General features: G+C 63.1%; 14 protein-coding genes. 8 read left to right on the forward strand and 6 right to left on the reverse strand.

Translation table 11 applies throughout. The annotated features are described in order from the left end of the window. Window positions 1-54: 54 nt before the first annotated feature. From glgB to OZ911_RS19375, 3 genes are all read right to left on the reverse strand, one after another. The gene (gene glgB / locus OZ911_RS19365; RefSeq protein WP_023048391.1) at window positions 55-2,265 is read right to left on the reverse strand and encodes a 1,4-alpha-glucan branching protein GlgB; all 2,211 of its coding nucleotides are present in this window, start codon (window positions 2,263-2,265) and stop codon (window positions 55-57) included. Beyond that, on the reverse strand, window positions 2,266-5,583 hold the full coding sequence (gene treS, locus OZ911_RS19370; RefSeq protein WP_016488165.1) for a maltose alpha-D-glucosyltransferase: 3,318 nt from the start codon (window positions 5,581-5,583) through the stop codon (window positions 2,266-2,268). A 161-nt stretch (window positions 5,584-5,744) separates the two neighbouring features. Continuing rightward, window positions 5,745-7,763 carry an alpha-1,4-glucan--maltose-1-phosphate maltosyltransferase gene (locus OZ911_RS19375; RefSeq protein ID WP_023048823.1) on the reverse strand — a complete coding sequence of 673 codons (2,019 nt, stop codon included), beginning with the start codon at window positions 7,761-7,763 and terminating at the stop codon, window positions 5,745-5,747. Between the two features lie 140 nt (window positions 7,764-7,903). Between OZ911_RS19375 and OZ911_RS19380 the strand changes: the two genes are divergently transcribed. Next, on the forward strand, window positions 7,904-8,065 hold the full coding sequence (locus OZ911_RS19380) for a hypothetical protein (RefSeq protein WP_016488167.1): 162 nt from the start codon (window positions 7,904-7,906) through the stop codon (window positions 8,063-8,065). Between the two features lie 78 nt (window positions 8,066-8,143). Here the strand turns inward: OZ911_RS19380 and OZ911_RS19385 are convergent, their stop codons facing one another. Further along, window positions 8,144-9,826 (reverse strand): AMP-binding protein, encoded by a 1,683-nt coding sequence (locus tag OZ911_RS19385; RefSeq protein WP_023048822.1) that lies wholly within the window; start codon window positions 9,824-9,826, stop codon window positions 8,144-8,146. Between the two features lie 239 nt (window positions 9,827-10,065). Here OZ911_RS19385 and OZ911_RS19390 point away from each other — a divergent pair, with 239 nt between their 5' ends. Genes OZ911_RS19390 through OZ911_RS19405 form a run of 4 tightly spaced genes read left to right on the forward strand, consistent with a single transcriptional unit; the run spans window position 10,066 to window position 15,624 of the window. Then, the gene (locus OZ911_RS19390; RefSeq protein ID WP_023048821.1) at window positions 10,066-11,229 is read left to right on the forward strand and encodes an isovaleryl-CoA dehydrogenase; all 1,164 of its coding nucleotides are present in this window, start codon (window positions 10,066-10,068) and stop codon (window positions 11,227-11,229) included. A 19-nt stretch (window positions 11,230-11,248) separates the two neighbouring features. Next, complete coding sequence (locus OZ911_RS19395; protein ID WP_070086563.1) at window positions 11,249-12,856, forward strand: carboxyl transferase domain-containing protein; 1,608 nt, start codon at window positions 11,249-11,251, stop codon at window positions 12,854-12,856. A gap of 3 nt (window positions 12,857-12,859) precedes the next feature. Then, on the forward strand, window positions 12,860-13,675 hold the full coding sequence (locus OZ911_RS19400; protein WP_016488171.1) for a gamma-carboxygeranoyl-CoA hydratase: 816 nt from the start codon (window positions 12,860-12,862) through the stop codon (window positions 13,673-13,675). Further along, window positions 13,672-15,624: an acetyl/propionyl/methylcrotonyl-CoA carboxylase subunit alpha gene (locus OZ911_RS19405; RefSeq protein ID WP_070086562.1), complete on the forward strand. Its 1,953-nt coding sequence runs from the start codon at window positions 13,672-13,674 to the stop codon at window positions 15,622-15,624. Before OZ911_RS19400 ends, OZ911_RS19405 begins: the two co-directional genes overlap by 4 nt. A 216-nt stretch (window positions 15,625-15,840) precedes the next feature. On the opposite strand, the gene OZ911_RS19410 is transcribed toward OZ911_RS19405, so the two are convergent. Then, window positions 15,841-16,494: a LexA family protein gene (locus OZ911_RS19410; protein ID WP_016488173.1), complete on the reverse strand. Its 654-nt coding sequence runs from the start codon at window positions 16,492-16,494 to the stop codon at window positions 15,841-15,843. Between the two features lie 130 nt (window positions 16,495-16,624). Between OZ911_RS19410 and OZ911_RS19415 the strand changes: the two genes are divergently transcribed. Next, window positions 16,625-16,936: a DUF6124 family protein gene (locus OZ911_RS19415; protein ID WP_016488174.1), complete on the forward strand. Its 312-nt coding sequence runs from the start codon at window positions 16,625-16,627 to the stop codon at window positions 16,934-16,936. A gap of 435 nt (window positions 16,937-17,371) precedes the next feature. Continuing rightward, complete coding sequence (locus OZ911_RS19420) at window positions 17,372-17,887, forward strand: DUF4880 domain-containing protein (protein WP_016488175.1); 516 nt, start codon at window positions 17,372-17,374, stop codon at window positions 17,885-17,887. Between the two features lie 19 nt (window positions 17,888-17,906). Here the strand turns inward: OZ911_RS19420 and OZ911_RS19425 are convergent, their stop codons facing one another. Beyond that, window positions 17,907-18,884: a LysR family transcriptional regulator gene (locus OZ911_RS19425; protein ID WP_268968457.1), complete on the reverse strand. Its 978-nt coding sequence runs from the start codon at window positions 18,882-18,884 to the stop codon at window positions 17,907-17,909. 163 nt (window positions 18,885-19,047) lie between these two features. On the opposite strand from OZ911_RS19425, the gene OZ911_RS19430 reads away from it, so the two are divergent. Further along, window positions 19,048-20,064 (forward strand): histone deacetylase family protein, encoded by a 1,017-nt coding sequence (locus OZ911_RS19430; protein WP_016488177.1) that lies wholly within the window; start codon window positions 19,048-19,050, stop codon window positions 20,062-20,064. Window positions 20,065-20,096 lie beyond the last annotated feature (32 nt).

Consider the following 20,096-nt stretch of genomic DNA (forward strand, 5'->3'; position numbering starts at 1 on the left):
TGCAATCCCTGTGGGAGCGGGCATGCCCGCGAAGAGGCCAGTGCAGGCAAAACGTCAGGCCGGTTTCATTATCAACACGCCAAGCGGCGGCAAATTTAGGGCCAGCGACAATGGCTGCCCATGGCTGGCCACTGCCTCACTGGTTACAGCGCCCAAGTTGCCCACGTTGGACCCTGCATACAGCTCGGCATCGCTGTTCAGCAGCTCCTGCCAGCGCTCGCCAAACGGCACGCCAATGCGGTAGCCCTCACGCGGCACCGGGGTGAAGTTGGCCACCACCAGCACCGGCTCGCCACTGCTGCTCCAGCGCAGCCAGGCGTACACGCTGTTTTGCGCGTCGTCACCGATCAGCCACTGGAAGCCCTGCGGCTGGCAATCCTGCTCGTGCAGCGCCGGCACCTCACGGTACAGGCGATTGAGGTCGCCCACCAGGCGTTGCACACCTTGGTGCTCGGGGTACTGCAACAGGTACCAGTCCAGTTCGCTGTCATGGTCCCACTCACGCCACTGGCCGAACTCGCAACCCATGAACAGCAACTTCTTGCCAGGGTGCGCCCACATGAAGGTGAGGTAGGCACGCAAGTTGGCAAATTTCTGCCAGCGGTCGCCGGGCATCTTGTCGATCAGCGAGTGCTTGCCATGCACCACTTCGTCATGGGAGATGGGCAGGATGAAATGCTCGGAATAGGCATAGATCAGCCCGAAACTCATCTCGTTGTGGTGGTGGGCGCGATGCACCGGGTCGTTCTGGATGTAATGCAGGGTGTCGTGCATCCAGCCCATGTTCCACTTGTAGGCAAAGCCCAGGCCGCCCTGCTGGGTCGGCTGGCTGACGCCGGGCCAGGCGGTGGATTCTTCGGCAATGATCAGTGCACCAGGGGCCTCGACGGCAGCCACGCCGTTAAGGTGGCGAATGAAGTCGATAGCCTCCAGGTTCTCGCGCCCGCCGTAGCGGTTAGGCACCCATTCGCCAGCCTTGCGCGAGTAGTCGCGGTACAGCATCGAGGCCACCGCATCGACCCGCAGGCCGTCAATGTGGAAGTGCTTCAACCAGTGCAGCGCCGAGGCCATCATGAAGCCGCGCACTTCGTTGCGGCCCAGGTTGTAGATCAGCGTGTTCCAGTCCTGGTGGTAGCCCTCCAGGGGGTTGTCGTATTCGTACAGCGCGGTGCCGTCGAAGCGGGCCAGGCCGTGTTCGTCGGTGGGGAAATGCGCCGGCACCCAGTCCAGGAGCACGCCTATGCCGCCTTGGTGGCAGGCATCGATGAACGCGGCAAAGTCCTCGGCACTGCCGTAGCGCGAGGTGGGCGCGAACATCGAGAGTGGCTGATAGCCCCACGAGCCGCCAAACGGGTGCTCCATGATCGGTAGCAACTCGATATGGGTAAAGCCCAGCTCCTGCACGTAGGGCACCAGCCGCTCGGCCAGCTCGCGCCAGTTGTAGTAGCGCCCGACTTCGCCTGCCTCGTCCAGCTCGCAGCGCCATGACCCCGGGTGCAGTTCGTAAATCGACAGGGGGGCATTGTAAGCATGGCGCTGGGCGCGTTGTGCCATCCAGTCGTGGTCCTGCCACGCATGGCTGAGCTCACCGGCCACCTTGGACGCGGTGCTGGGCGGCAATTCGGTAGCGCGGGCCAGCGGGTCTGCTTTGAGTGGCAGTATCCCGTCCTTGCCCAGCACCTCGAACTTGTAGGTTTCGCCCACGCCCAGGCGCGGCACGAACAGCTCCCACACCCCCGCGCCGTGGCGCAGGCGCATGGGGTGGCGGCGGCCGTCCCAGTTGTTGAAATCACCCACCACCGATACCCGCCGGGCATTCGGCGCCCACACCGAGAAACACACGCCATCGATGCCATCGACCTGGATCGGCTGGGCACCAAAGCGCCCGGACAAGTCGCGGTGGTTGCCCTCGGCGAACAGGTGCAAGTCCATGTCGCCCAATTGCGGGCCAAAGCTGTAAGGGTCTTCGGTGATTTGCTCGCCGCCGGCCCAGCCGATGTGCAGCAGATAGGCCTGCGCATCATCCAGGTGCGCCGTGAACAATCCCGGAACTGCACCTTGCACCATTTCAGCCAGCACGCGCCCATCATCGCGCGCCAGCACCCGTGCATTCAGGGCATTGGGCAGGAAGGCGCGGATAAACACACCGCCCTTGCCATCGCCATGGGGGCCGAGTACTGCAAAAGGATCGGCGTGTTCGGCGCGGGCCAGGGCATCCAGGTCCCGTTGCCGAAGGCCGCCGTTTTCACGCGTGGTTGCATTCATCTATGACTCTCCCCAGGTACTGATCAGTCCATGCAGGCCATGCAAAGGCACGGCCAGCCAGGTCGGACGGTTTTCGGCTTCATATGTGATCTCGTAGGCGGCCTTTTCCAGGCAGAACAATTCCAGTGCCGCGCGCTCGCCGTCGGCCATTTTCCAGGCATGGGGCATGGCGGCGGTGGCCAGGCCGTAGGCTTCGACGAAGGCGTGGCGCGACTGGTGCAGGTACTGCCGGGCGACCCGCTGACGCGCCTGCTGCGCTGGGCCGGAAAGGTCGACCGCAGACGCGCTGCGCAGGATCATCGCAGCAGCATAGTCGAAGGAACGCAACACGCCGCTGACATCCTTGTACGGGCTGTGTTTTGCCCGGCGCTCTTGCAGTGGACGTGACGGTTCACCCTCGAAATCGATCAGGTAGGCGTCACCCTGCACCACCAGCACCTGGCCCAGGTGCAGGTCGCCGTGCACCCGCATCAGCAGGCCGCCCTCAGCCTGGTCCGCCAGGCTAGCGATGTGCTGGGCCAGGCCATCGCGCTGTTGCTGCAGGTCGTCGATCAGGGCCTGGCTGTCGCTGTCGAGAGCGTCACGGTGCTGGGCCAACAGGTCGAGGGCGTGGGTCAGTTCGGCGCTGATCTGCGCACCCCAGCGCTGGCTGTCGTCAGCATCGCTGGGGCGTGGGCGGAAGGCCTCATCATCGGTCGGCGCGGCCAGCAACAGGTGCATCTCGCCCAGGCGTTGGCCGAACAAGGCGGCAAAGCCGGTGAGTTCCTCCAACGCATCGGTGTGTACCTCGGCATCGCCACCAGCCGGCGCCATCTGGTCGCGGATGGCCCGCTCCAGGGTGTTCTGGGTCCAGGCCCAGGCATCGCCCTGGTTGCTCAGGTAGCCCTGGGCGATCATCAGCAGGTGGGGGGCATTCTGCTCGTCCACCCGGCTGACCCAGGCAAGCAATGGCGAGATATTGGCAAAGCCGGCGGCGGTCAGGTAGGCACTCATTTCCAGTTCTGGGTGAATGCCCGGGTTGACCCGGCGGATCAGCTTGAGCACCACGCTGTCACCGATCACCACCGAGCTGTTGGACTGCTCGGCGCTGAGGTAGCGCACTGCACTTTCATCGTTCAACCCAAGGGCCGCCAGCAGGTCGGTGCACTCGAAACGCAGTTCGCCCGCGCCGCTGCCACAGGGCAGGCGCAGGCCATTCTGGCAGGCGTGCAGCACCGCGCGGATAAACGGTTCGAGCACGAAGGCATCGGTAATCAGGCCAACCTGATGGGCACGGCGCACCCGCGACAAGGCCAGCTGCTGCGGCAGCGCTGTGTTGATCTGGTCTTCGGGCAGCAGGCCAAACGGCAGCTGGTAGTGGTTGGCCGTCCCCCCGCCAAGCACTTCGATTTCGCTGAGCAGTACGGGCGTGGTGGCGGTAGCGAAGCGCACGCCGTAGCACAGGCGCACCTGGTCGATGGGCCCTTCCTTGCCGGCGAACCAGCGCCGCTTGGGCAGGTATTGCGGCAGGATGGTGGTTTGCAGGGTTTCGCGGGCGGGTGCTTCCAGCAGTTCTTCCATGCGCTTGCGCAATACCAGTGTAGTCAATTCGGGTAACCCCTCGGTGGCCTGGATGTGCCAACTGGGCATGCGGTCGTGGGAGGCCAGCAGGAACCAGTAAAAGGCATAGGGTGGCAGCGTCAACAGGAACGGCAGTTGCCCAATGGGCGGGAAGGCGCTGCCGCCGAGCATCTCCACCGGTACTTTGTCGGCGTATTGTGACAATTCCAGTTCGGCAGCCTGGGCGGCGCGGGACACGTTGGCCACGCACAGGATGACCTCGGTGTTGCCATCGGCATCGGTGTACTCGCGGATGTACGCAAGAATGCGCCGGTTGCTGGGGGTAAGGGTTCGCAGGCTGCCGCGGCCAAAGGCCTTCTGCTGCTTGCGCACGGCCAGCATGCGCCGGGTCCAGTTCAGCAGCGAGTGCGGGTCATGGCTCTGGGCCTCGACGTTTACCGTCTGGTAGCCGTACAGCGGGTCCATGATCGGCGGCAGCACCAGGCGCTGCGGGTCGGCGCGGGAGAAACCACCGTTGCGGTCGGGCGACCACTGCATGGGCGTACGCACGCCGTCGCGGTCACCGAGGTAGATGTTGTCGCCCATGCCCAGCTCGTCACCGTAGTACAGGGTTGGCGTGCCCGGCATCGACAGCAACAGGCTGGTGAGCAGCTCTATACGCCGACGGTCACGCTGCAGCAGCGGCGCCAGGCGCCGCCGAATGCCCAGGTTGATGCGCGCGCGGCGGTCTTCGGCGTAGTAGTTCCACAGGTAGTCGCGCTCCCGGTCGGTGACCATTTCCAGGGTCAGCTCATCGTGGTTGCGCAGAAAAATTGCCCATTGGCAGTTGGCCGGGATCTCCGGCGTCTGGCGCAGGATGTCGGTGATCGGGAAACGGTCTTCCATGGCCAGGGCCATGTACATGCGCGGCATCAGCGGAAAATGGAAGGCCATGTGGCACTCGTCGCCATCACCTTCGCCAAAGTAAGGCCGGGTATCTTCCGGCCACTGGTTGGCCTCGGCAAGCAACATGCGGTCGGGGTAATTGGCGTCGATTTCAGCGCGGATTGCCTTGAGCACAGCGTGGGTTTCGGCGAGGTTCTCGTTGTTGGTGCCGTCGCGTTCGATCAGGTAAGGGATGGCATCCAGGCGCAAGCCATCCACACCTAGGTCCAGCCAGAAGCGCATCACCCCGATCACCGCCTTGAGCACCAGCGGGTTGTCGAAGTTGAGGTCTGGCTGGTGCGAGTAGAAGCGGTGCCAGAAATACTGGCCGGCGACCGGATCCCAGGTCCAGTTGGACTTTTCGGTGTCGAGGAAGATGATCCGCGTGCCGTCGTATTTCTGGTCGTCGTCCGACCACACGTAGAAGTCGCGCGTCTTGCTACCGCGCTTGGCGTGGCGGGCACGCTGGAACCAGGGGTGCTGATCGCTGGTGTGGTTGATCACCAGTTCGGTAATTACCCGCAAGCCGCGCTTGTGTGCCTCGCTGATAAAGCGCCGGGCATCGGCCATGCTGCCGTAGTCGGGATGCACGGCCTTGTATTCGGCGATGTCATAGCCGTCGTCGCGCCGCGGCGAAGGGTAGAACGGCAGCAGCCACAGGGTATTGACGCCCAGCTCGGCGATGTAGTCCAGCTTGCTGATCAGGCCTGCAAAATCGCCGATGCCGTCGTTGTTCGAGTCGAAGAACGACTTGATGTGCAACTGGTAGATGACGGCGTCCTTGTACCACAGCGGGTCATCGATGAAGGCTGCCGGGCGTGAACGCTTGGCCATGGGTGACTCCTTTCATTTTCCGGGTTGCTCTGCCAGCAACTGACTTGACCCCATCCCCGTAAGAGCGGGTATGACCGCGAACCAGACACCGCGGTGTTTGGCACCCGCAGCGCCGGTGCTCGCGGGCACGCCCGCTCCCACAAGGAGATGTGTGCCTTGCTCTACCGGGCTTTTTCGATACGCCAGATCCCGAAAGGCTGATGCCAGGGCTCGATACGCATCCATTGGGTCTTGCCATGCCAGGTCCAGCGGTGGCCGTTCATCAGGTCTTCGCCCTGGGTGTCGGCGTCGTCATCCAGGCCTAGCTCCCAAAGCGGCAGCTCGAAATGCGCCTCTTGGGCGTTGTGCGGGTCGAGGCAGATAGCCACCAGGATGTAGTTGTCGCGCTCAGGCGTACGCTTGGCGAAATACAGGATGTTGTCGTTCCAGCAGTTGAAAAACGCCACGCCCAGGTGCGTTTGCAAGGCGCGGTTCTGCCGGCGAATACGGTTGAGCTGGGCGATCTCGGCAATGATGTTGCCAGGCTGGGTGAAATCGCGCGGGCGGATCTGGTATTTCTCCGAATCCAGGTACTCCTCCTTGCCCGGCAAAGGCGCGCTTTCGCACAGTTCGAAGCCTGAGTACATGCCCCACAGGCCCGAGCCCATGGTTGCCAGCGCGGCGCGGATAAGGAAGCCGGCGCGACCAGACGTGTGCAGGAAGAACGGGTTGATATCCGGCGTATTGACGAAAAAGTTCGGCCGGTAGCACTGGCTCCATGGCGGCTGGTTTAGCTGCTCGAAATACTCGCGCAGTTCCTGCTTGTGGTTGCGCCAAGTGAAGTAGGTATAGCTTTGCGCGTAGCCAACCTTACCCAGGCGCGCCATCATCGCCGGCCGGGTGAACGCTTCGGCAAGGAAGATGACGTCGGGGTGCTGGCTGCGCACATTGGCAATCAGCCATTGCCAGAATGGCAGTGGTTTAGTGTGCGGGTTGTCGACGCGGAAGGTTTTCACGCCCTCCTCTACCCAGCCGACCACCACGTCGCGCAGCGCCAGCCACAGCGAAGGGACGGCGTCCGGGGCGTAGAAATCGACGTTGACGATGTCCTGGTACTTTTTCGGCGGGTTCTCGGCGTAGCGAATGGTGCCGTCGGGGCGCCAGCTGAACCAGCCGGGGTGCTCTTTGAGCCATGGGTGGTCCTGCGAGCACTGAATGGCGAAATCCAGCGCGATTTCCAGGCCATGCTCGGCAGCGGCAGCCACCAGTCGACGGAAGTCTTCGCGGGTGCCCAGTTGCGGATGGATGGCGTCATGGCCGCCTTCGGCACTGCCAATCGCATACGGGCTGCCAGGGTCGCCGGGCTCGGCCTTGAGGGCGTTGTTGCGGCCCTTGCGGTGCTGCATGCCGATGGGGTGGATGGGCGGGAAGTACAGCACGTCGAAGCCCATGTCACGGATCATTGGCAGGCGTTGGTGCACGTCGTTGAAGGTGCCGTGGCGCTGTGGGTCGTCAGTGATCGAGCGGGGGAACAGCTCGTACCAACTGGCGAACTGCGCAGCCGGGCGGTCGACATCAATGGGGAATTCACAGCTGCGGGCCAGGTAGCTGCGGTGCCCGGCTTCGCTCATCAGGTGTGCAACATCAGGGCCCAGGAACAGCGCCACCTGCCCGTCGCTATCCAGCTCCGCGAGGCGCTGCTGCACCGCTTCGAGCTCCTCACGCACGGCGCCGCTGCACAGTTCGATGCCTTTGCCCAGCATCAAGCGGCCCTCTTCCAGTTCGAGCTGTACCTCGACGCCGGCGTTGTACTTTTTCTCCAGATCGTGGCTATAAGTGGCGAACGGGTCGACCCAGGCCTCGATGCTGAACAGGTGTGGGCCAAGCTCGGTGGGGGTGAATTCTGCCAGCCACAGGTCGTTGCCCGGCGAGTGCATGGGCACGCAATGCCAGCGGCGGCTGTTGGCCTGACGCCAGTTGAGCATCACGGCCAGGCGGTCGTGGCCGTCGCTGTACACCTTGGTGCTGACCGCCACAGCCTGGCCGCTGATGGCCTTGGCGGCAAAGGTGCCGGCGTCGAGCACCGGTTGGGTGTCTTCGATCACGACACGCGGCGCCAACAGCGCCTGGGACAGGCTGATGGCCTGTTCGGGGTGATCGTTCGCCATGGGCACGCTTTCAAAGGGCTCGTTACGTGACATCGACCTTGCTCCCTCAGGCTGGTGGCGGTAAGGGTTCAGAGCCGGGCACAGGCGTGGGGTTCAAAAAAATTGAGCGAACGGCAGCTACCAGCGGTCAGAGCCTGCAGCACCTCTTCATTCCACCCACGCGAGGTCAGGCCATGAACATTCCCATTCCACCGGAAACCCCCGATCCCAACATTGACGACCCCAGCTTGCCACCGCCCGTGCCGGAAAAAGAGCCGGACGAGCTGCCGATCAAGCCAACCATGCCGCCGACGGTGGGCGACCCGCCGAGCCAGGAGCCACCGGTGAAGGCTTAAGGATAGACAAGGTTTTTATGCAGCATTGGCTGGTCTGTGGGCGGGTAAATCTGCCGAGAGGCCAGCCAAGCCAACGCATCAACCTGCAGATAGCGCCGAAATCTCCGCCACGCTGATCTCCCGCATGCGGAATTTTTGCACCTTGCCCGTCACCGTCATCGGGTATTCGTCAACAAAGCGGATATGCCGCGGCACTTTGAAATGTGCGATGCGTCCCTTGCACCAACCCTGCAGTTCCTCGACCGTGGCGTGGTGCCCGGGATGCAGCTTGATCCAGGCCACAATCTCCTCGCCATAGCGGCTGCACGGAATGCCGATCACCTGCGCATCAGCCACTGCCGGGTGGGTGTAGAAGAACTCCTCCAGCTCACGCGGGTAAATATTCTCGCCGCCGCGAATGATCATGTCCTTGTTGCGCCCGACGATACGCACATAACCGTGCTCATCCATCACCGCCAGGTCGCCCGAGTGCATCCACCCGGCCGGGTCGATGGCGTCCGCCGTGGCTTGGGGGTTGTCCCAGTAACCAAGCATCACGCTGTAGCCGCGGGTGCACAACTCGCCGATCTCACCGCGCGCGACGATGCAGCCATCGGCGGCTACCAACTTGTTTTCCAGCTGCGGCTGGGTACGGCCGACGGTGGTCACGCGCAGCTCCAGGTCATCGTCCGGGCCGGTCTGCAGCGACACCGGGCTGGTTTCGGTCATGCCGTAGGCGATCTGCACTTCTGCCATGTGCATCTGGTCGATGACCCTACGCATCACTTCGATCGGGCAGGTGGCACCGGCCATGATGCCGCTGCGCAGGCTTGACAGGTCCATCTGCGCACGCGAGGGGTGATCGAGCATCGCGATGAACATGGTCGGCACGCCGTACAGGATGCTGGCACGCTCCTCGGCCACGGCGCGCAGGGTGAGCTCGGCGTCGAAGGCGTCGTTGGGGTAGATCATGGTGCTGCCGTGGGTGATGCAGCCGAGGTTGGCCATGACCATGCCGAAGCAGTGGTAAAGCGGCACCGGGATTACCATGCGATCGCGGGCCGTCAGGCCCAGGCTCTCGCCGACCATGAAGCCGTTGTTGAGGATGTTGTAGTGGCTGAGCGTGGCGCCCTTGGGCGCACCGGTGGTGCCGGAGGTGTACTGGATATTCACCGGCTGGTCGAATTGCAGGCTTTGCTGGCGGGCAGTACAGGCATCGGTCGATGTCTGCCCTGCCCGCTCGGCCAATGCGTGCCAAGGCAGGAAGCCGGCAGGCGGGTTGGCGGCCAGGCTGATCACGCCGCGCAACTCAGGCAGGCGCGGACTGGCCAGTTCACCGGGCGTGGTACTGGCCAATTCTGGCACCAGCTCCTGGACCATGGCGTGATAATCAGACGCCTTGAAGGCATCGGCGCACACCAGCCAGCGACAGCCGGACTGACGCAACACATAGTCCAGTTCGCCCACGCGATAGGCCGGGTTGATGTTGACCAGGATGGCGCCGACCTTGGCACTGGCCAACTGCAGAATGCACCACTGGGCGCAGTTGGGCGACCAGATGCCGACACGGTCGCCGGTGTTCACGCCCAGGGCCATCAGCGCACGGGCATGCACTTCGACCTGTTCGGCCAACTGCCGCCAGCTGTAGCGCAAGCCCTGGTGGCGCGACACCAGCGCCTCGCCATCGGCACAGCGAGCCACCGTGGCATCGAAGGCCTGGCCGATGGTCTGGGTCAGCAAGGGTTGGTCCTGGCGACCGCGGGTATAGCTCGGTTGACTCATGGGTGTCCCTTCTTGTGGTTGTTCTGGGCACGACTGAAGCAAGCGGGAATACTCTGGCGCAGATTTACGTTTACGTAAAGGTGATGAGTAGATTGACAGTCACACCAGGCAGGTTTACGTTAACGTAAAGGTGATGAACGACATCTGACCTATGGCTTGACGTCGACCCTTGTGGGAGCGGGCGGTGAGTCCATAAGCGCCGATGTAACCCAATTTCAAGAACAAGAAGGTGCCCCAGCATGCATTACCCCTCCCTGAACTTCGCCCTGGGCGAAACCATCGACATGCTCCGCGACCAGGTGCGCACCTTCGTCGCCGCCGAACTGGCCCCACGCGCTGCGCAAATCGACCATGACAACCTGTTCCCCGCCGATATGTGGCGCAAGTTTGGCGACATGGGCCTGCTGGGCATCACGGTGTCGGAAGAGTACGGCGGCGCCGGCCTGGGCTACCTGGCCCATGTAGTGTCGATGGAAGAAATCAGCCGTGCCTCGGCCTCGGTGGCACTGTCGTACGGCGCCCACTCCAACCTGTGCGTCAACCAGATCAACCGCAACGGCACCCATGAGCAGAAGCTCAAGTACCTGCCCAAGCTGATCAGCGGCGAGCACATCGGTGCGCTGGCCATGAGCGAGCCGAACGCCGGCTCCGACGTAGTCTCGATGAAGCTGCGCGCCGAAAAGCGCGGCGATCACTACGTGCTCAACGGCAGCAAGACCTGGATCACCAACGGCCCCGACGCCAACACCTACGTGATCTACGCCAAGACCGACCTGGACAAGGGCGCCCACGGCATTACCGCGTTCATCGTCGAACGGGACTGGAAAGGTTTCAGCCGCAGCAACAAGTTCGACAAGCTGGGCATGCGCGGGTCCAACACCTGCGAACTGTTCTTCGATGACGTGCAAGTGCCGGCAGAAAACATCCTTGGCCAGCTTAACGGCGGCGTGCGCGTGCTGATGAGCGGCCTGGATTACGAGCGCGTCGTGCTGTCCGGTGGCCCGACCGGCATCATGCAAAGCTGCATGGACCTGGTGGTGCCCTACATTCACGACCGCAAGCAGTTCGGCCAGAGCATCGGCGAGTTCCAGCTGATTCAGGGCAAGATCGCCGACATGTACACCCAACTGAACGCCAGCCGCGCCTACCTGTACGCCGTGGCCCAGGCCTGCGACCGTGGCGAGACCACGCGCAAGGACGCTGCCGGGGTCATCCTGTACACCGCCGAACGCGCCACGCAAATGGCCCTGGAAGCGATCCAGATTCTCGGTGGCAACGGCTACATCAACGAATTCCCGGCGGGCCGCCTGCTGCGCGATGCCAAGCTGTACGAAATCGGTGCCGGCACCAGCGAAATCCGCCGGATGCTGATTGGCCGCGAGCTGTTCAACGAAACCCGCTGAGCATAAAGGACGGGCGCACATGGCTACCTTGCACACCCAGATCAACCCGCGTTCGACGGAGTTCGCCGACAACAGCGCGGCCATGCTCGAACAGGTCCAGGCCCTGCGCGGCCTGCTCGCCCAGGTGGCCCAGGGCGGCGGGCCCAAAGCCCAGGAGCGGCACACCTCGCGTGGCAAGCTGCTGCCGCGCGAGCGCATCGACCGGCTGCTGGACCCGGGCTCGCCGTTTCTCGAAATCGGCCAGTTGGCTGCCCACCAGGTATACGGCGAAGACGTGCCCGCCGCCGGCGTGATCGCCGGTATTGGCCGGGTCGAAGGCGTCGAATGCATGATCGTGGCCAACGATGCCACGGTCAAAGGCGGTTCCTACTACCCGCTGACAGTGAAGAAGCACCTGCGTGCGCAGACCATCGCCCAGCAGAACCGCCTGCCGTGCATCTATCTGGTGGACTCGGGCGGTGCCAACCTGCCGCGCCAGGATGAAGTGTTCCCCGACCGCGAGCATTTCGGGCGGATCTTTTTCAACCAGGCAACCATGAGCGCGCAGGGCATCCCGCAGATTGCCGTGGTGATGGGCTCGTGCACGGCTGGCGGCGCCTACGTACCCGCCATGGCCGACGAAGCGATCATGGTGCGCCAGCAGGCGACCATTTTCCTGGCGGGCCCACCGTTGGTAAAGGCCGCGACCGGTGAAGTGGTCAGCGCCGAGGACCTGGGCGGCGCCGATGTGCATTGCCGCATCAGCGGCGTCGCTGACCATTATGCCGACAATGACGAACACGCCCTGGCCATCGCCCGGCGCAGCGTGGCCAACCTCAACTGGCACAAGCTGGGCAAGCTGCAGCGCCTGGCCCCGGTGGCCCCCCTGTATGCCGCCGACGAGTTGTATGGCGTGGTCCCGGCGGATGCCAAGCAACCGTTCGACGTGCACGAGGTCATCGCGCGGCTGGTCGATGGCTCGGTGTTCGATGAGTTCAAGGCGCTGTTCGGCACCACCCTGGTGTGCGGCTTCGCCCACCTGCAGGGCTACCCGGTGGCGATCCTGGCCAATAACGGCATCCTGTTCGCCGAAGCTGCGCAAAAAGGCGCGCACTTCATCGAGCTGGCCTGCCAGCGTGGTATTCCGCTGCTGTTCCTGCAGAACATCACCGGCTTCATGGTCGGCAAAAAGTACGAAGAAGGCGGCATCGCCAAGCACGGTGCCAAGCTGGTCACCGCCGTGGCCTGCGCCCAGGTGCCGAAGTTCACGGTGATCATCGGTGGCAGCTTTGGTGCCGGCAACTACGGCATGTGCGGCCGCGCCTACGACCCGCGCTTTCTGTGGATGTGGCCCAACGCACGCATTGGCGTGATGGGCGCCGAGCAGGCCGCTGGCGTGCTGGCGCAGGTCAAGCGCGAGCAAAGCGAGCGCAGCGGCCAGCCCTTCAGTGCCGAGGACGAGGCCCGGCTCAAGCAACCGATCCTCGACCAGTACGAGCACCAGGGCCACCCCTACTATTCCAGCGCCCGCCTGTGGGACGACGGCGTCATCGACCCGGCACAAACGCGCGATGTGCTCGGCCTGGCATTGTCTGCCGCACTGAACGCTCCGATCGAACAGAGCCGCTTCGGCATTTTCCGGATGTGACCCATGAGCGATTTCAGCACCCTTGAAGTAACCCGCGACCCACGCGGCTTCGCCACCCTGTGGCTGAGCCGCGAGGACAAGAACAACGCCTTCAACGCGCAGATGATCCGCGAGCTGATCGTCGCCATCGACCGACTGGCCGAAGACGCAAGCCTGCGCTTTGTGCTGCTGCGCGGCCGTGGCCGGCACTTCAGCGCCGGTGCCGACCTGGCCTGGATGCAGCAGTCGGCGCAGCTGGACTTCAACACCAACCTGGATGACGCCCACGAACTGGGCGAACTGATGTACGCCCTGCACCGCCTCAAGGCCCCTACCCTTGCCGTGGTGCAAGGTGCCGCCTTTGGCGGCGCGCTGGGCCTGATCAGCTGCTGCGACATGGCCATCGGCGCCGAAGATGCCCAATTGTGCCTGTCGGAAGTTCGCATCGGCTTGGCCCCGGCAGTCATCAGCCCGTTTGTGGTCAAGGCCATTGGCGAGCGTGCCGCGCGCCGCTACGCCCTTACCGCCGAGCGTTTCAGTGGCGTACGGGCCCGCGAGCTGGGGCTGCTGGCCGAGGTGTATCCGGCCAGTGAGCTGGACGCCCAGGTCGAAGCGTGGGTGAACAACCTGCTGCAGAACAGCCCGCAAGCCTTGCGCGCCACCAAGGACTTGCTGCGCGAAGTGGACGACGGCGAACTCAGCCCAGCCCTGCGTCGCTACTGCGAAAACACCATTGCCCGCATCCGCGTCAGCGCCGAAGGCCAGGAGGGCCTGCGCGCTTTCCTGGAAAAACGCCGCCCCGCCTGGCAAACCGATGACAAGAAGGAACCGCGCCCATGAGCCGCCCCGCTTTGACCACCCTGCTGGTCGCCAACCGTGGCGAAATCGCCTGCCGCATCATGCGCACCGCCAAGGCCATGGGCCTGACCACTGTCGCCGTGCACAGCGCAACCGACCGCGACGCCCGGCACAGCCGCGAAGCGGATATCCGCGTTGACCTGGGCGGTACCAAGGCCGCCGAAAGCTACCTGCTGGTCGACAAGCTGCTGGCCGCTGCCAAGGCCAGCGGTGCCCAGGCCATTCACCCGGGCTATGGTTTCCTTTCCGAGAACGCAGGCTTCGCCCGGGCAATTGAACAGGCCGGGCTGATCTTTCTCGGCCCACCGGCCAGCGCCATCGACGCCATGGGCAGCAAGTCGGCGGCCAAAGCGCTGATGGAAGCCGCAGGTGTACCGCTGGTGCCGGGCTACCACGGCGAAGCCCAGGACCTGGACACCTTCCGCGCCGCCGCCGAACGCATCGGCTACCCAGTGCTGCTCAAGGCCAGCGCTGGCGGCGGCGGCAAGGGCATGAAAGTGGTCGAGGAAGAAAGCCAACTGGCCGACGCCCTGGCCTCAGCCCAGCGTGAAGCGCTGTCATCGTTTGGCGATGCGCGCATGCTGGTGGAAAAATACGTGCTCAAGCCGCGCCATGTGGAAATTCAGGTGTTTGCCGACCAGCACGGCAACTGCCTGTACCTCAACGAGCGCGACTGCTCGATTCAGCGCCGCCACCAGAAAGTGGTCGAAGAAGCCCCTGCCCCCGGCCTGTCGCCCGAACTGCGCCGGGCCATGGGCGAAGCGGCGGTGCGTGCGGCCCAGGCGATCGGTTACGTGGGTGCCGGCACCGTGGAGTTCCTGCTGGATGCCCGTGGCGAGTTCTTCTTCATGGAGATGAACACCCGCCTGCAGGTGGAACACCCGGTCACCGAGGCCATTACCGGCCTGGACCTGGTGGCCTGGCAGATCCGCGTGGCCTGCGGCGAGCCCCTGCCGATCACCCAGGAGCAGGTGCCGTTGATCGGCCATGCCATCGAAGTGCGGTTGTACGCCGAGGACCCGGCCAACGAGTTCCTGCCGGCTACCGGCAAACTGGCGCTGTACCGGGAATCGGCGCCTGGCGAAGGTCGGCGGGTGGACAGCGGGGTCAGCGAAGGCGACGTGGTGTCGCCGTTCTACGACCCGATGCTGGGCAAGCTGATTGCCTGGGGTGAAAACCGCGAACAGGCACGCCTGCGCTTGCTGGCCATGCTAGACGAGTTTGCGATTGGCGGGTTGAAGACCAACATTGCCTTCCTGCGCCGCATTTTGGCCCACCCTGCGTTTGCGGCGGCAGAGCTGGACACCGGATTCATTCCACGCCACCAGGACGTGCTGCTGCCAGCGCCAGGTGCGCTGCCGGCGGGCTTCTGGGAGGCGGCAGCCGAAGCCTGGCTGCAAAGCCAGCCCGGGCATCAGCGCGATGACGACCGCAGTTCGCCATGGGGTGCGCACAACGGCCTGCGCCTGGGCCTGCCGGCACGCAGCAGCCTGCACCTGTTGAGCGGCGGGCAGGACCAGGCGGTTGCACTGGAACGCAGCGCTACGTCCACCTGGGAGTTAGTGGGCGAGCAACTGGTGCACGATGAGGCAGGTGTGCGCCGCCAGCATTTGGCGATTCGCCGCGACGGCACGCTGTACCTGCACTGGGATGGCGAGATGCACGCCATTCAGGCCTTCGACCCGATTGCCGAAGCCGAGGCCAGCCATGGCCATCAAGGCGGCCTGGGTGCGCCCATGAACGGTAGCATCGTGCGGGTGCTCGTCGAGCCGGGACAGGTGGTTGAAGCCGGTACGGCACTGGTGGTGCTGGAGGCCATGAAGATGGAACATAGCATTCGTGCGCCGCATGGCGGGACGGTGAAGGCGTTGTTCTGCCAGGAAGGGGATATGGTCAGCGAAGGGACGGTGCTGGTCGAGCTGGCTGAGTGAGGTAAGCGGGGTCCACCGCCTAGCTCGGACGGCGAAAGTTTGCGCGATCACTGTGGGAGCGGGCATGCCCGCGAACACCGGCAAAGCCGGTGCCATAAACCGCGTTGGATTCTTCGCGGGTGAACCCGCTCCCACAGGGCCAGCGCAATGCTTGAGATCGGCACCGTACTTGTGGGAGCCCCGCTTGGCGATGGGCTGCGCAGCAGCGCCGGCTATCTAGAAGGCCCCGTGCACCCGCACGACCACCCCCAGGAACTCGCAGCCCTCTTCACACAGGATTGTCGGATAGCGCGTATTCAACGGTTTGAGCATCTTGTCGCCACCCTCCTCGACCAACTGCCGCAACACTGCAGGCCGCCCCGGCTGCCGCGCAATCACCAACCTGCCGGGTTCTGCCTGCAGGCCCGTGTCCACCAGCACTCGCATGCCCTCAGGCACGCTCTTGCCACTGGCTGCATTCATCGAGTCGTTTTCCACCACTAGCCAGAACGCATTGCCTGCGGGCATGTAATCCGTCTGTTCGTGGCATTTGCCCGCTTCAGGCAAAGGCCCCTGCAAGTCAGCCCAGGTCAGAACCGGGAAGCGGAAGCTTGCATAAAGCAGCGCTTGGGCTGATACCGGGGGCTCGACCGCATAGCGCCCAGGGGCTTCGCGCAAGATGTCACGCTCTACCACCATGACTTGTGCTTCCAGAAACACCAGGCCAAGTTTCTCGAGCTTTTCGTTTATGGTTTCCAGCGTCGGCCGCCGCGTGCCACGTAGCCAATGACCCACGCCACCCTGAGTCATGCCCAGCCGTTCGGCCAGCTTCAGCTGGCTGAGGTTGTGTTCGCGCTTGTAGCGCTTGAGAAATGCGTTCCAGTTTTCCATGAGCGGAAACAATACGGACTGTATTATTCGCAGCAATACACAATCTGAATTATTTATTTGATCATAATCAGTACAGATTGACCTATCCTCTGATTCCATTGTGTTTAAAGGGAAATCACAAGGTATCGCGATGAAACCACCGAAAAACGACGAAACAGATCTCGACAGCGAAGCCGCCCGCCGCGCCCTCGACTACTACCTCAATCCCAAGCCACAGCGCCCTACCCTGGACAACAAGATCTGGACCCTGCACGAGAGCGTCACGAGCGACCAGGCCCAGGAACATGCCATCGCCCTGCTGCGCTGCGCCGCCGCCACCGCGCAGGAAACTGCCAGCCACCAGCATGGCAGCCAGCGCGAACTGACCTACGCGTTGATGCACATGATGGACATGGCCCGCGCCCTGCTGGAGCACAATCGCGCCGCAGATCCGGAATTCTGAAGAAAAAAGAAAGGGAGAGAACGTGATGGCCTGGAACGGCAAATGCCCCGATTGCCGGGACAAGGAAGCGCATCGGTAAAACTTTTTTACCGAAATGGATAAAAATCATTTGACTGGCAAATGATAACGATTATTATTGCACTCAGCTGATCGCGAGACCAGCTGGATAACCTGGAGCTTAGGTCGCTCTCAGATTATCTCCTCATCAGGCTAATCACGGTTTTTGACCCGGCTTTTTGCCGGGTCTTTTTTTTGGCTCTTCAGGCTAATGAAGATCGTAATGGCGCGCATGATAGCAAAGGTGTTTCAGGGCGTGAACGCTCATTACAAAACTTTGCGGAATCAGCACTTGAGAATCAATCTCGTTTCGCCTACGCTGGTTCCGCATCAAGGAAGATGCCCCCACCCCTCCCCCTTTCATGCAAGGAGCTGTCCATGACCCGTCTGCTACTGCCCCTTGAGCACCCAACGCCTGTTACCGAACACGATCCCGATCGCGCCTTGCTGCATGCGCTCAAGCGGCTGCCACGGCGTGTGCAGCAAGTGTTCCTGCTCAACCGCCTCGACCAACTGGACTTCGCCAGCATCGCTGCCCGCCTCGACTTGCCCCTGGCGAGCATCGAGCAAAACATGGACCAGGCGCTGCAGGCCGGGCGCTCACGCCGTGATGTGCTGTCGAGTGTTGCCGGGCAATGGTATGTGCGCTTGCAAAGCCCACAGGTGACCGCTTGCGAACGGATCGACTTTCGTCGCTGGCTGGATGCGGATACGGCAAACCTGCAAGCGTTTCACGAAACCGAACTGCGCTGGCGCAGCCTGTTGGCCCCGGCACGGCAACTGGGCCATGACGGCTGGTACCGGCAAGGCCGGGCGGCGCTGTCGCTGGGTGGGTGCTCGATTGCGGTCGGGCTTGGCGTGGCGGCGTTGGTAGTGTTTGGTCTCTGGGCCTGATTACGCACCCGTACGTCGGTCAAAAGCGCTCGGCCGGGTCTGTGGTCATGAGCATCTGCTGGAAGCGCTCCAGAAAGATCGACTCGGCTTGGGTAAACTTCTGTTCCCGGTTCCACAGCAGGTACACGTTCACATCGATCACCCCGTCCCACGGCGGCAGTCGCCACAGCTCATTGGCCTGGACATCCGCCGCGACGATGTGCTCCGGCAGGCAGCCGATGCCGTAACCGGCTCCCACCAGCCGCAGAATTTCATCCAGGCTCGGTGACGATGCAACAATACGCCCGGTAAACCCCTGCTGATCACGAAACACCGTCAGCGGCGACAGGTTGCCGCCCATCTGGTCACTGGTGAAGCTCACAAAGTTCTCGCCCTGCAGATCCGCCAGGGTGAGGTTCTTGCGACCGAACAAGCGATGGCGCTTGCCACAGAAAAACGCGTAGCGTTGTTCTAACAGCACCCGTTGTTCAAGCCGGGGCTGGGGCGTGCGGCACAGGCTCAGGCCGAACGAGGCGGTCTTCTGCAACAAGCCACTGGCCACATTCGAACTACGCAGCACATCGATCTCCACCTCCACCTGGGGGTAGTCACTGTGGAATTGTGCGAGAAACTCATCATAGACGCGGGACTGTATACGGCTGATGCTCAGCAGGCGGATTTTGCCCGTCACTGTTTCGGCTGGGCGGTCCAGCGCAGGCCCCAGCCGCGAGACCGTGCCGTATAGCTCGGCAGCGATCTGCATTACCTCTTCCCCCGCCTGCGACAGGTTGATGCGTGGCCCGCGGCGTACCACCAAGGCACTGCCCAACTGCTCCTCAAGACGCCTCAGCGCCTGGCTTACCGCCGGCTGGCTCAAGTGCAGCCGTGCCGCAGCGCGGCTGATACTGCCCTCCTGGCCGATCACCAGAAATGTTCGCAACAGGTTCCAGTCGAGGCGATCGTTGAGGAAACGCTTGGCTTCGGGGTCCCTCGTGAAGGGCGTTGTCGTCAGCATCATTATTTGTTGATCTTATACTGGAGTATTGGAATTAGAAGCTTTTCCTAGCATAGGACTTGGCCCAATATCTGGCAACGCACCACCAGGGTGCCTTTGTCATACCCGTGCTGAGGGTTCTCCCCGAACTGGGCGATTGATCGCACGCGTTACCAAGAGGTGATCCATGAAAGCGTTTTTCCATCCAGCTCAACGCCTGCACCACCCCCGCTCCTATCTGTCACGTGGGCAGATGCGCCAACCACAGGAAGTGCCGGCACGCATCGAACCGCTGCTGGCAGTGGTCAATAAGCTAGGCTACCCGCTGTTCGAGCCCGCTGACCACGGCCTGGCGCCGCTGGCGGCGGTGCATGGCCAGGCGTATCTGGACTACCTGGGCAGCGCCTACCAGCAGTGGCATGAAGTGCCGGAAGACTGGGGCGATGAGGTGATGTCCAACATCTACATCCGTGAAGGCAACCCGTTGCGCGGCATCCTCGGCAAGACCGCCCGCTACCTGGCCGATGGCAGTTGCCCGATCGGCGAGCACACCTGGCAGGCCGCCTACTGGTCGGCGCAGAGCGCAGTGGCCGCAGCACATGCGGTGATCGAAGGCGACCAGGCCGCTTATGCGCTGTGCCGGCCGCCAGGGCACCATGCCCGCGCCGAAGCGGCGGGTGGGTTCTGCTATCTGAACAATGCCGCAATCGCCGCCCAGGTGCTGCGTGGCAAGTTCGACAAAGTGGCCATGCTCGACACCGACATGCACCACGGCCAGGGCATCCAGGAAATTTTCTACGAGCGCAACGATGTACTGTACGTGTCGATTCATGGCGACCCGACCAACTTCTACCCCGTGGTCGCCGGGTTCGATGATGAGACCGGAGCGGGTGCAGGAGCAGGCTTCAACCTGAACCTGCCCATGGCACACGGGGCCAGCGAAGCGGATTTCTTAGCCTGCATGGACCAGGCGGCAACAGCGCTGCACGCCTTCGCTCCCGACGTGCTGGTGCTGTCGCTGGGCTTTGATATCTACGAAAACGACCCCCAATCCAAGGTCCACGTCAGCCATGAAGGGTTTTACCTTCTGGGGCAGCGGATCAAGGCGCTGGGCCTGCCTTGCGTGGTGATCCAGGAGGGTGGCTACGACATTGCGACCCTCGATGAAAATGCCTCGCGCTTTTTTGCCGGGATGGCTGCCTAAGGCAACACCCGTGCGGCGCCGAACCTGAGCGA

Origin of the sequence: Pseudomonas fortuita (assembly GCF_026898135.2) — a bacterium.
GTDB classification, from domain to species: Bacteria; Pseudomonadota; Gammaproteobacteria; order Pseudomonadales; family Pseudomonadaceae; genus Aquipseudomonas; species Aquipseudomonas fortuita.